This window comes from Nonomuraea sp. LP-02 (assembly GCF_036289125.1).
Taxonomy (GTDB): domain Bacteria; phylum Actinomycetota; class Actinomycetes; order Streptosporangiales; family Streptosporangiaceae; genus Nonomuraea; species Nonomuraea bangladeshensis.
In genome coordinates, this window is sequence record NZ_JAXCLK010000001.1 from 5,664,336 (window position 1) to 5,676,758 (window position 12,423).

Sequence of the window (12,423 nt, forward strand, 5' to 3'; positions counted from 1 at the left end):
GCGTCTACTGAGCGCCCGTGCCGGCGGGCAGCGGATCGGGGTGGGCGGGCGCGGCGCAGCCGGCCCGGCACGCCTCCAGTTGCGCGGCGAACGCCATCCCCAGGAAGAGCGCGATCGAGCTGAGGAAGGACCACAGCAGCAGCGCCATGACGGCGGTGAGCGGCCCGTACGTCTCGCCGAACGAGCTGTTGTTGTCGGTGTAGAGCGCGAGCGCCAGCGTGAAGACCGTCCACAGGGCGAGCGCCACCAGCGCGCCCACGGCCAGCCAGGTGTGGCCCGGCTGCCGCCGCCGGGGCGAGGCCCGGAACAGCGTGACCGTGCTCACCATCGCCAGCAGGAAGCCGAGCGGCCAGCGGACGAGCGAGAACGCCTGCCGCACCCCGTCTCCCCAGCCGTAGACCTCGGTGAGCGCGTGGCCGAGCGCGCCGCCGCCCACCAGGACCGTGAACCCGGTGATCATGAGGACGCCGGCGGTCAGCGCCAGCGCGGCCGCCCGCGCGTACTTGCGGGGGAAGGGCCGGTCGCGTTCGACGCCGTAGATGCGGTTGGCGCCGCGCTCGAACTGCGCCATCGCGGTCGCCAGCGCCACCAGCGTGGTGCCGAGGCCCAGCAGGAGGGCGAGCGTGCCGGAGAAGTGGTTGCCGCCCTCCAGCGCCTCCTTGACCGCTTCGGCCCCGCCGCCGGGCGCCAGGCCGCGCAGCGTGAGCCCCAGCACCCGGCCGAGCTGGCCGTGGTCGGTCACCTCGCTCAGCCCGACCAGCGCGATCGTGCCGGGGATGATGGCCAGGCAGAGCTGGAAGGCCAGCGCGCGGGCGTGGCTCATGCCGTCGCCGTAGCGGAACCTCACCAGCGAGTCGCGTACGAGCTGCCAGCTGCCGTAGTTGCGCATGGTCGCCCAGGCGTCGTCGGCGGACAGCTCCTCGCCGCTCATCGTCCGGGTCTGGGGGACCGTCACCGTTGAACCCACGACGAACCGACTACCCTGGTTCGCCCGGATTGATCAGGGAATCAGTCGGCCAGGACCGTGGCCAGGCGTTCCTGGCGCAGCGCCTCGTAGCGGGAGTCGTCGAGCGGGGCGAGTTGCCCCACCCGCCAGGCCAGCAGCAGGTCGGCGAGCGCCGGGTTGCGGGCCAGCGCCGGGCCGTGCAGGTAGGTGCCGACCACGTGGCCCGCGTAGCAGCCTTCGTAGCCGTCGCCGTTGCCGATGCCCTTGACCGTGCGCGACAGCGGCCGGACGCCGGGGCCCAGGCGCGTGACGCCCATGTGGTTCTCGAACCCGGTCAGCGTGGGCAGGCCGAGCGCCGCGTCCACCTCGGCCACCAGCTCGCCCACGGCGCGGGCCGGGCCGCGCGTGCTGGCGATGTCGAGCAGGCCGATGCCGTCGACCGGCTGCCCCTCCTCGCCGCCGAACGTGCTGCCCATGATCTGGTAGCCGGCGCACACCGCCAGCATCGAAGCCCCGCCGGCGATGGCGCGATGCAGGCCGCCGTCCTTGCGCAGGCGCTGGGCGGCCAGGATCTGCGGGCGGTCCTCGCCGCCGCCGATGAGGTAGACGTCGCCGCTCTCCGGCACGGGGTCGGACGAGCGCACGTGGACCGTCTCGGTGTCGATCCCCCGCCGCCGCGCGCGCTGCTCCAGCACCAGGACGTTGCCCTGGTCGCCGTAGGTGCTCAGCAGGTCGGGATAGATCCAGACGATGCGCAGGACGCTGTCAGACGGCACGACCGAACTCCGATCGGATCTGCTGGAAGGCGGTGTAGTTGGCGATGACGTCGACCCGGCCGGGCGGCTGCATGGCCAGCGCCTCGTTGAACGAGCTGCACAGCGTGAACGGCACGTCCGCCACGTCGAGCCGGAGCGCGAGGTCGAGCCGGCGCTCGCCGGTCACGAACACCGGCCGGCCGCGCAGGATGCGGTAGTCGACGTCCCACAGCCACGACGTGTCGCGCCCGTCGGGGCCCTGGGCGTTGACCGACAGGATGATCGGCAGTTGCGCGTCGGCGACGTCGAACGCCTCCAGCCAGCCCGCCGGGTTCTTCGCCAGCAGCAGCCGCGCGTGCCGGCCGTCGCGCTCGACCATCGTGTAGCGGCCGGCCACCGAGGTGACCTCGCGCAGCCGCGGCAGCGCCCGGTCCACGGGCACCCCGAACGTCTCCGCCACCGCGAGCGCCATCACCGCGTTGGAGCGGTTGGCCGAGCCGGGAAGCTGGATGTCGAGCATCCAGCGCTGCCCGCGCGGGTCGATCGCCATCTCGTCGTCGAGCACCCAGTGCGGCTCGGGACGGTGGAAGGTGCACTCACGGCAGGCCCAGAAGGAGTCCTTGCGGTCGAGCGGGCCGCCGCACTCGGGGCAGCACCAGGAGTCCTCCTTCCAGCGCTGGCCGCCGGCGACCCAGGTGACCGAGGCGGCCGTCGAGGCGCCCCAGGTGACCAGCGGGTCGTCGCAGTTGGCGATGACGTGTGTGGGCTTGCCCGCCAGCGCGCGCCGCCACTTCTGCGCCAGCAGCCAGATCTCGGCCGCGCGGTCCATCTGGTCGCGGCTGAGGTTCATCAGGCAGACCACGCTCGCGCCGGTGGTGTCGAGCACCTCCGGCAGGTATTTCTCGTCCACCTCGAGCACGCCGTAGGGGGCGTGTTTGTACTGCGACAGCGCGGAGACGTGACCGGCCGGCATGTTGGCGCCGAAGGCGTTGGTCGCGACCTCGCCGAGGTCGAGCAGGGCGGAGACGATCAGGCGCGTGGTGGTGGTCTTGCCGTTCGTGGCGCTGACCAGGGCCAGCTTTCGGTCGCGGGCCAGCTTGCGCAGGAGATCGGGCTCCAGCATCAGGCCGACCCGGCCCCCGATCACAGAGCCGTCGCCGCGCCCGGTCATCCTGGACAGCGTGGCGGCACTGCGGCCCAGGGCGCTGGCGAGCTGGGCCCGCAGAGGAAGCTGGGTCATGTGCATGAATCCTAGTCGGGATTGGGCCCTACTCTCGTTACGCACACGAAAACGTGCCGATCCACCCTCGGTCAGAGGGCCGGGGCCGGGGCCGGGGTCGGGGTCGGGAAGCTGAGTTCCGGCGTGCCGCCGTGGTCGAACGGCAGGACGAAGCGCCGGGGCCAGGACAGCACGCCTTCCAGCCACCCCGCCCCCATCGTCTGCCCCACGTGCCGGATCCTGGCCGACGCCTCGATGCCGATGGCGACGGTCGTGATGTCGCGCTGCACGGCCTCGTTCTCGTCGTCGCCCAGGATGACCCGCCAGGCCAGCGCCCGGTTGCGGTCCACCTCCATGGACAGCGGGTGGTGGCGCAGCGCCTTGGCGCGGTGACCGAGCAGCTCCGTGTGCACCCGGTCCGGCGACCCGTTGACGGTGCCGCCAACACCGGGACCGGCGTGGGGCGGGCGGAACAGGGCGTACTCCATCGGCGGGGCGGGGCTGCGCAGGTCGGGGGCGGACTGACCGTGCGGGAAGAGCCGGTCCACCTCGTGCAGCCACCGCACCTGCGGGATCACCCACGACGCCCCCGGCCGCTCGCCGCCGCCCTCCAGCCCCGCGAGCAGCCGCGTGGCCTTCTCTGCCGCCTTCTCGGTCAGCAGCGTGGGGTCGAACCAGCTCCGCAGCGACCAGGCGCGCCGCTGCACCGACCGTTCGACGAGGGTGGCGAGCAGGCATTCGCGCCGCCGCGCGGGCAGCTCGCCCCACGCCGCGGCGAGGACGCGCGGCACACCGGGCAGCGGCCGGTTGCTGACGAAGGCGAGCACGACCGTGTCGCACCAGATGCGCAGCCACGCCCATTCCGGCGCGTCGGCGAGCACGTCCGCCTCGCGCAGCTCGACCAGCGTGCACGCCTGCCCGCCCCGGCACTGGGCGCCGCAGGCGGCCGAGCGGCGGCCCCGGATGGGCGGCGGCGGCCCCGGCAGCACCTTCTCCCTGGACTCGCCGAGCGGCACGCGGACCCGCAGCGGCCGGTCCATGCCGTCGGCGAAGACCGCGGCCGAGCCGGGCTGCAGCGAGACGACGTGCCTGGACTGCTCCTCGCTGAGGTTCATGGCCGCGCCGACGAGCTTCCTGTCGTCCTCGGCGGGCAGCCGGTGCACGACCTTGAGCGCGGTGTTCTTGACCACGTCGGAGACGAGCTTGGACGGGATCTGCTCGGCGACGACGATGCCCTCGCCGTACGCCCTGATCTCGGCCAGCAGCCCCGCCAGCAGCTCGACCGCGTGCGTGGAGGCCCGCCCGTGCCCGCGGTCGCGCAGCAGCCGGTGCGCCTCCTCGATGACGATGACGTGCCGCAGGTCGTGGGACTTCTCCTTGCGCGCCCGCATCCGCAGGTGCTCGACGATCCGGATGATCAGCGTGCCCATGAGGAACGCCTTGTCCTCGTCGTTGGCGACGTCCTCGATGGCGAGCACGACGTTGCGTTCCAGCAGGCCGCCGATGTCGGCGGGGTGGCCGCCCTCGAAGAAACGCCCGGCCGAGCCGACGCGCAGCGAGCGCAGCCGCAGCGAGATGAAGCCCTCGACGTCGGCCTGGACCTCGCGGCCGTAGCCGATCTCCTTGATGACGTCCATGGCGTGCTGCTGGAGCTGTTCGAGGGTGGGGACGCTGGGCGGGACGCTGGAGCCGGGGACCGCGCCGCCGGTGACGACGTCCCAGCCGGTGGCCTCGTAGACGCGCTGCAGCGCCAGCGACATGATCTGCGGGAACGGCTCCTCGGCGTCGAACGCGGCCATGAACAGCGCCCTGATCATGTCGATGTGGGCCTGTACGGGGTAGCCGGGCTCGGGTTCGAGCGGGTTGACGCTGAACGGCACGCCCTCGGGCGCGGACGGGTTGATCACGGTGATCGGCTCGTCGACGCGGCCGGCCATGGCGGCGTACTCGGACTTGGCCGGCTCGATCGCCAGCCACGGGATGCGGGCCCGGCTGAGCTGCTCCAGCAGGTGCCGTACGGTCTGCGACTTGCCCGAGCCGGTCGCCCCTGTGACGAAGGCGTGCCGGTTGAGCGTGGCGAGCGGCACCCGGAACGTGCCGACGGCGCGGTCCTGCCCGTCGAGGATCTCGCCGAGCTCCAGCTCGCCCCCGTCGGCCTCGGACGTCACGTCGAAGAAGCCCGAGTCGAGCACGCGGACGCCGGGCACCTCGCGCCGGGGCAGCCCGGCCAGCGCGGCGAGCGCTCCCGCGGTCGCGGCGAACGGCGCGGCGGCCCCGTCGGCCGGGTCCTGCACGGTGACGGCCAGCGACTCCGCCAGCGAGTACGCGGCCCCGTGCGAGCTCCGCAGCCGGTACGGGTGATGGCTCATCTCGACCGACCCGACCAGCACGGGCGCGAGCTGCCGCAGCTCGTCGGCGGTGGCGGCGCCGGCCAGCACCCGCACGTTCCACAGCCCGGCCTCGCGGAAGGCGTCGAGTTCCTGCATGCGCCGCTCGGCCCGTTCGGCGTCGAACCGGGAGCGTTCGGAGGCGTCGCCGTACTGGCGCAGCACGTTGAGCTGGGTGCGCAGGTGGGCCACCTCGGCGTCCAGCAGGTCGGTCGGCTCGGCCACGACGAGCCAGGCGAACGGCCGCGACATCAGCGTGACCAGGGTCGCCTCGAACAGCGTGGGCCGGGTCAGCTCGTCGTGGTCGGCGTGGCGTTCGCGGCCGCCCAGCGGCGGCGCCTGCCGCCCGGGGCAGGGCGCCCACACGAGGTCAGCCAGGTCGGCGAGGTACTCGTCGGAGAGCTGGACCCCGCGCGCCCCGCCGGGGAACAGCAGCGGCTGCGGCCCCCTCGGCCGGTCGGGCACGTCGGTGGCGCGGCGCGGCTGGCGCGGCGGCGACAGCGGGCCCGCGTTGGTGATGAGTTCGAGCGGCGCGCCGGATCCCCGTGACAGCCAGCCGATGACGAACGGCCGGTCGCGCTGCGCCGCCGACAACACGGCGGGCAGCACGGTGACGAAGTCCCACTCCGCCGACGAGCTTCGCGAGGGCGCGGCGATCGACTGGATTCGATACCAGGGCCCGCTCAGCGAGACGCTCGGCTGCATCATCAATCCCCCAGAGACGGTTCTTCGCCAAATTCCAGCAACCGCCAGCTCGTCACCTTGACATTGACCATGTCATTACCCGGTCATGCCCGGCCCTTTCGCCAGTCGAGCCGTGGCGGGGGCGGTCCGAGGTTGGGCGGCGGCTCCTCCCCGTCGGCGGCGTGGGGGTCGAGCGCGAGCACGGCCTCGCGCACGTCCTCCAGCTGGCCGAGCGTGGTCTTGGGGAAGGTGAGGATGGCGGGGTTGGCGTCGGCGAGGCGGACCCGCCGGCCGGTGGCCGTGGCGTCGGTGACGATGACGGAGGTCGTGGGGAGCTGCTGGAGCTCGTGCGGCTCGACCAGGAACTCGCGTGAGCGCTGGAGCACGCGCTCCTTCTCGGAGATCTTGTCGGCGGTGCGGCCCCACTCGGTGGACTCGGTGATGTCCTCGGCGAGGTCGGCCTCGCTCTCGTCGCGCAGCTCGCGCTCGTCGTCCACCTGGGAGACCGTGGAGGTGTAGCCGCCGTTGAGCCCCGGCAGCGACGCGCTGATGGTCTCGGTGAGCTGGGCCAGCTCCAGGCGGTGCTCGGTGCCGACGTGCTCGCTCGCGACGCGGGCGTCCTCGGCGTTGCCGAGCCGCATGAACGCCACCGCCGCGTGCCCTCTGCCGAGCCGTTCGCGCACGGTCGGGGTGAGCGAGCGGTAGGTCAGGACGAGCCCGGTGCGGGAGGTCTCGCAGGCGTCCATGAGCCGGTCGAGCACGTCGCCCCTGAGCTTGTCCGCGCCCGCCACGATGATCGTGTGGTACCAGGGCCGGTCGGAGGCGGGCGACTGGCGCAGGATGTGGGTGAGCGCGGTGGCCACGTACGTGCCGAGCACCCGGTTGCCGAACACCCCCGCCTGCCGGTCCATGCTCACCACCCGCAGCCGGGCGGGCGGCAGCCGCACGGCCTCGGTGCCGAGCGTCTCCAGCTTGCGGAGCTGCGACTCAAGGGCCCAGGCCCGCTCGATCACCACGCGGTCGCTGACGCCGCGCCCGAAGAGCGTGCCGATGCGTTCGAGCTGGGTGGCGGTGAGCAGCCCGAAGCGCAGGTCGTCGCGCGGGTCGCCGACCTGCGCGAGCGCCCGCAGCGCGGCCGTGACCTGGCTGATGGTGGCGTTCTCGCCCAGGACCTCCAGCACCCGCTCCAGGATGGCGTTGTCGAAGCTGAGGTCGCGGGTGGTGCGGTGCTCCTCGCTGACGCTGACCACGTGGGCGAGGACGTCCGCGAACGCCTCCGGCTTGAGCGTCGCGCCGAGGTCGAGCTTGGGCAGGTCGACCGGCAGCACCCACACGAGGGGGTCGTCGCCGCCCTTGCGGGCCAGCTCGATGAGGTCCTTGGCGATGGCGCCCTCGGACAGGTCGAGCACGGTGAGGTGGCCGCCGCTGTAGAGGCGGGTCGCGCCGAGCAGCGTGATCAGCGCGGACCAGCCGGGCAGGGTGCCGCCCGCCACGTCGATGCGGTCGATCTCGTCGGGGACGGCGACGGCGTACCAGCTGAGCTGGCGGTCGTGGCGGTCCTTGGACTCCTGCCACTCGCGGTAGCGCTTGGCGTGCTCCTCCTGGGCCTGGAACAGCTCCTTGTCACGTTCCTGGCGCCTGCGCTGGTCCCTCGCCTGCTGTTCCAGTGCTCGGTAGCGAACCGCCCGGTCGCCCTGCATGAGGGCGAAGGTGCAGATGGCCGCCACGCCGCCGGCCGCGACGAGCCCGACGATCGCGAACGACCAGTCGAGGTAGCCCGCGACGGCGACGGCCAGGATCAGCACGCTCAGCACGAGCGCGAACACGCGGAACAGCCGGACCGGCCGGTTGAGCATGTCCTCCTGCATCTGCTCGCGGCGGCCCAGCTCGGTCAGGACGGGATCGGGCCCGGCCGCGGGCTCCTCGCCCGGTGAGGGCCGTTTGGGCGGAGGGCCGGGATCGGGGTGCAGCAGGAGGTACTGCCAGCCCAGGTAGATGCGGTCAGCCTGAAGCTGGGCATGCTCGGGATGCACGTCTGCCACGTGACCCTCCGGCCGCGATCGTTCTCCCAATGTCGGGTCGCCCTTTCCCGCCTCGTGACAGCGTAAGAGCTTCAACCCCCGGAACGGCAGAGTTTCTCGGCAATTCGGCCGAAGCGTTGGGAGCAATGCGGCAGATGGTACAAGCGATACCTATTACCATCCATAGCCATGACGGAACCCTCCGGCGGCAGCGATACAAGGCCGAGACGCCCGGTAGTGGTGCCCGCCATCGCCCTGGTGGCGCTCACCGCCCTCGGCATCACCGCTCTGCTGGGCGGGCTCGACGAGGCTCCCGACGTCCCGGAGCCGCTCAGCGCGGGCGCGGTGCTGGACCAGGGCATGTACTCCACCAAGTTCGTCGGGTCACGGGTGAAGGTGGAGAAGGGCGAGCTCTCCTTCGACGAGGACAAGCGCTTCGTCGAGCTCGTCTTCGACGTCACCAACAAGACCGACGAGACCGCCCGGGTCGGGATTCCGGCCGAGCAGCCCTCGCAGGCGTTCACGATGACCAGCTTCGCGGGCTCGCTCCTCAAGATCAGCCCCGCCTTCTCCAAGGAGGCGGGGCCGTTCACCTTCGCGCTGATCAAGGGCGACGAGTCGCAGCAGCTCCAGCCGGACGTCCCGACGCAGGTCATCGTCAGGTACCGGCTCAAGGAGGGCGAGCGGCCACCGGACAAGATCACCATCGACGTCGCCTCCTTCGAGGAGGGGTCCGGCTTCAACAGCACCGAGCTCCGGTGGCAGATGGTGTCGAAGCAGGTGGGCAAGAAGTTCGTCCCCGAGATCAAGGCGCGGGTGACGTTGCCCGTCAAGCAGGAGGCCGGAGCATGACCGCCACCGAGCCCCGCGCCGCCGCCCTTCCCGCGCCAGGCGGGCCGCCGGCCGGCCGCAGCCCCGGTCTCGGCGCGCGGCTGCTCGCCGTGGTGGCCGGAGTGCTCCTGATCGCGGGCGCGATGGCACTGCAGACGCTCAAGCTGGAAGAGACCGAGGTCGGCGACCCGATCGTCTACACCGGCTCCAAGGGCGAGGACGTCGACGCCCGCAGGTTCACCCTCCGGCTCGACTCGATCACCGCCGCCAAGGCCCTCCAGGGCTCGTCCAAGACCCTCTCCACGGACAACGTCTTCCTCGTCCTCACGGCCTCCGCCAAATCGAGCCTCAAGCCGTACCACCTGGCGACGCCCGTCCTGGTCACCGCCGACGACAAGCGGTTCGAGGCCACCGACCGGGTGGACAGGTCCGTCACGCTGTCCAACACCTTCGTGCAGCCGGACATCTGGGTGAGCGGGCGGTTCTACTTCGAGGTGCCGGCGTCGGCGCTGCCGGGGGCGAGCGTGCGGTTCGGCCTGCCGCAGGGGGTCGGGTGGGTGGAGCCGTACCAGCCGGAGGTGGAGATCGATCTCGGTCTGGACGACGAGGGCGCGCGCAAGCTCGTGGCCTCGGCCCAGGACGTCTACCCGACCGTCAAGAAGTGATCGGCGTATGAGCACGAACGAGCGTGACTGGTTCTCGCCGGAGCAGCGGCAGCCGCAGCAGCAGGGCTGGACTCCGGCCCCCGAGGGCTACACCGGGCAGCACGCCCGGCCTGGCCCCGGCGCGCCTCCCCGCCGCCCTGCCAGGCCGCAGCCGTACGACACGCGGCAGCCCAGGCCGCAGATGCGGGGCCCCTACCCGGACCAGCAGGTGTGGCCGCCCGCCGGCCACCAGCAGCAGGGAAGCTCGACGCAGCCCATCCCGGCCGTCCCCGGAGCCCCGCCCGCCCGGCCGTGGCCGCCCCAGGGCCTTCCGCCCCGGCCCGCGGACGCCGGGCAGGCCCCCGCGAGGACGGCGAAGCCGCGCCGCCGCCTCCTCGTCGCCGTTGCCGCCGTCGCGGTCTCGCTGCTCACCGTCACGGTCACCCTCTACGACCGCCACGACTTCTACGAGCAGCAGATCACCCGCGGCCTGAACCACATCGAGACCGTCGTCCCCGCCGGGCAGCCGGGGAAGGTGTACAACACCGAGTGGCGGGCCGCCGTCGCCCCCATGAAGCCCCCGGAGGGCAACAAGCACGGCCCCGAGGTGACCTGGCTGAAGGTCGACATCACGAGGAGAGTCGTGGACGCGGCCTCCGCCACCATGATCGGCGACCCCGGCGACATGAAGCTCCGCGACCGGGCCGGCCGCGAGTGGACGGTCCCGTTCGAGGTCGTCGGCGACCGCCCGCTGGAACGGATGGAGGTCGGCAAGGACTACCGGATCCAGGGCATGGCGATCGTCCCGACGGCCGTGGCCGAGGAGGTCGAGCTGTCGTTCGAGCCGAGCAACTACCGCTCGGACACCCCGACGGAGGACCTGTTCGACCGGGAGAAGATGGAGGCGCTGGGCCTGGACGTGTACGTGCTGCGGTTCAGACGTCGTTGAGCGGCTCGCCGCGCAGCCGCGCCCGGGTGGCGGCCAGATCGTACGTCGCCGCCAGCAGCGCCATGGTCAGCACGGTCACGACCATCTCGCGCAGGAAGACCAGCGGCACGTCCTGGTAGACCCACACCCATTCCTCGCGGGAGCCGACGAGCGCCACCACGGCACGCTGGGCGTAGGCGCCGCCCACCGAGAGGGCCACGTAGCACAGGCACATCATGCCGAACAGCGGGAAGCCGCTCCTGAACACCAGCCGCAGCGAGTTCGCGAGCGGCAGCCAGCGGTCCTTGAAGCCGCCGGTGAGCCGGTCGAACGACTTCTGGGTGAGGTCGTGGCTGCTCTCCAGCCGCTCCACGCCCTTCTCCAGGCGGGTCCCCTTTACCAGGACGCGGGTCTCGTCGGAGTAGGCGCCGAAGACGAGCATCGCCACGGTGAGCCAGGCCAGCGGCACGGCGACCGCGTCGATGAACAGCGGCCAGTACTCGCCGAAGACATCGGTGATCGCGTCCCACACCGGGACGTTCTCCTTCGTCGCGGCCATGACCTCCTCGGTGCCCGCGACGACGCTGCGATGCTCCACCCACTCGGCGCGGGCGTCGGCGAAGGCCACGGTGGCGGTCAGCCCGTAGAAGACGAACGCGAACTCGGAGAAGGCGCCGAGGAACCCGAAGAGGCCGCTCTTGCCCTTCTCCACGGCCTTGGCGAACAGCGACTTCAGCGCGAAGGTGACGACCATCGCGCCGAGCGAGACCCGCCAGTCGAGGTCGGTCAGGCCGCGGCCGACGTCACTGCTCTCGCCGAAGAACGAGGCCGTCATCTGCTCGTCGAGGTGATGGAGCAGGTCCATCTGGTAGACGTCCCTCGCGTCCTCGGTCTGGAAGCCCCAGGCGAGGTAGAGGACGGCGAAGGCCGGCGCGACCCGGTCGAGGGTGCGGAAGAACGGCTCGTCCGCCACGCCCTCCCCGGCCCTCGCGCGCATCTCCCAGAGCGCGCCGCGCAGCGCGTGCAGCATCCCGGTCGTGACGACCATCGCGGCGAGGACGATGAACGTGAGCAACGTCATGACCAGCACCAGGCGGACCTGGCGCCATTCGCCGTAGGCGACCTCGCTGGCCCCGTAGACGAGCGCGTAGCGGGCCGCCTCGCCGGCGGCGAACCAGAGGATCAGGGGCAGCGCGCACTTCCCCGCCAGGCGCAGCGCGTGCAGGGGCAGCGAGTACGGCGAGGGCATCCGCTGAGCCGGTGCAGGCCCGGACGCGGGTGGTGCCATCACGCCTGTCGAACCGGACATCTGTGGAATCGTAGCGGCCTGTCCCTGGTGTCGCACCAGCAACCTCGGAATCGTGACGGCCTGCGGCCGGGGTGACAAGTCGCTAGTCCCCCGTAGGAACCCCGGCAGCACGGGTGCAGCATGAGCGCATGGAACCGCTCCCCGCGTTCGACGCCGACCCTCGCGCGGTGGGAGATCGGCTGCGGCGGCTGCGTCAGGAGCGCGGCGTCTCGCTCTCCGAGCTCGCCGGCCGGGCCGGCATCGGCAAGGACGCGCTCTCGGGCGTCGAGACCGGCGCCCACAGCCCGACGCTCGCGACGCTTTGGGCGATCACCGCCCAGCTGGGCGTGCCGATCGGGGCCATACTCGACCCGCCGCCCGAGCCGCAGATCATGCGCGGCACCGCCATGGAGGCCGAGCTGCTGGAGGTCTTCGAGGACGACCGCGTCATCTACGAGCTCTACCGGGTGCGTGTCCCGCCCGGACTCACCCAGACCAGCCCCGCCCACCACGAAGGCGTCACCGAGCACGTGACGGTCTTCACCGGCACGCTCAGCGCCGGGCCCATCAAGGAGCCGCTGACCGCCGGCCCCGGCGACCACATCTCCTGGCGTTCCGACGTGCTCCACGGCTACCGCGCGCACGGCCCCGACCTCGTCCGGGCCACGCTGCTCATGCGCTACCCGGTCAAGCCCTGACACACGAAAAGGCCCGCGCCGG

Annotated in this window: 10 protein-coding genes; 4 read left to right on the forward strand and 6 right to left on the reverse strand. The window is 72.1% G+C overall.

Annotated elements, in window-relative coordinates:
• Positions 1–4: 4 nt before the first annotated feature.
• The 5 genes from SMD20_RS26395 to SMD20_RS26415 form a co-directional block, all read right to left on the reverse strand.
• On the reverse strand, positions 5–955 hold the full coding sequence (locus SMD20_RS26395; RefSeq protein WP_329585887.1) for a YihY/virulence factor BrkB family protein: 951 nt from the start codon (positions 953–955) through the stop codon (positions 5–7).
• Between the two features lie 53 nt (positions 956–1,008).
• Positions 1,009–1,722 (reverse strand): type 1 glutamine amidotransferase, encoded by a 714-nt coding sequence (locus tag SMD20_RS26400; RefSeq protein WP_329585890.1) that lies wholly within the window; start codon positions 1,720–1,722, stop codon positions 1,009–1,011.
• Complete coding sequence (locus tag SMD20_RS26405; protein WP_329585893.1) at positions 1,712–2,941, reverse strand: MurT ligase domain-containing protein; 1,230 nt, start codon at positions 2,939–2,941, stop codon at positions 1,712–1,714. The genes SMD20_RS26400 and SMD20_RS26405 overlap by 11 nt, the downstream gene beginning before the upstream one ends.
• A 71-nt stretch (positions 2,942–3,012) precedes the next feature.
• A complete protein-coding gene (locus SMD20_RS26410) occupies positions 3,013–6,015 on the reverse strand; it encodes an ATP-binding protein (RefSeq protein WP_329585896.1) in 3,003 nt (1,000 codons plus the stop codon).
• An 80-nt stretch (positions 6,016–6,095) separates the two neighbouring features.
• Positions 6,096–8,033, reverse strand: coding sequence for a hypothetical protein (locus tag SMD20_RS26415; protein ID WP_329585899.1), 1,938 nt, complete (start codon positions 8,031–8,033; stop codon positions 6,096–6,098).
• 168 nt (positions 8,034–8,201) lie between these two features.
• Here SMD20_RS26415 and SMD20_RS26420 point away from each other — a divergent pair, with 168 nt between their 5' ends.
• From SMD20_RS26420 to SMD20_RS26430, 3 genes are read left to right on the forward strand one after another with little or no spacing between them, the layout of a single operon-like run.
• On the forward strand, positions 8,202–8,864 hold the full coding sequence (locus tag SMD20_RS26420; RefSeq protein ID WP_329585902.1) for a hypothetical protein: 663 nt from the start codon (positions 8,202–8,204) through the stop codon (positions 8,862–8,864).
• Positions 8,861–9,508: a hypothetical protein gene (locus SMD20_RS26425; RefSeq protein ID WP_329585905.1), complete on the forward strand. Its 648-nt coding sequence runs from the start codon at positions 8,861–8,863 to the stop codon at positions 9,506–9,508. Before SMD20_RS26420 ends, SMD20_RS26425 begins: the two co-directional genes overlap by 4 nt.
• A 7-nt stretch (positions 9,509–9,515) precedes the next feature.
• Positions 9,516–10,436 (forward strand): hypothetical protein, encoded by a 921-nt coding sequence (locus SMD20_RS26430; protein ID WP_329585907.1) that lies wholly within the window; start codon positions 9,516–9,518, stop codon positions 10,434–10,436.
• Here the strand turns inward: SMD20_RS26430 and SMD20_RS26435 are convergent.
• Positions 10,423–11,724: a hypothetical protein gene (locus SMD20_RS26435; protein ID WP_329585909.1), complete on the reverse strand. Its 1,302-nt coding sequence runs from the start codon at positions 11,722–11,724 to the stop codon at positions 10,423–10,425. The genes SMD20_RS26430 and SMD20_RS26435 overlap by 14 nt on opposite strands.
• A 128-nt stretch (positions 11,725–11,852) precedes the next feature.
• Here SMD20_RS26435 and SMD20_RS26440 point away from each other — a divergent pair, with 128 nt between their 5' ends.
• Positions 11,853–12,401 carry a helix-turn-helix domain-containing protein gene (locus tag SMD20_RS26440; protein WP_329585912.1) on the forward strand — a complete coding sequence of 183 codons (549 nt, stop codon included), beginning with the start codon at positions 11,853–11,855 and terminating at the stop codon, positions 12,399–12,401.
• Positions 12,402–12,423: the final 22 nt, after the last annotated feature.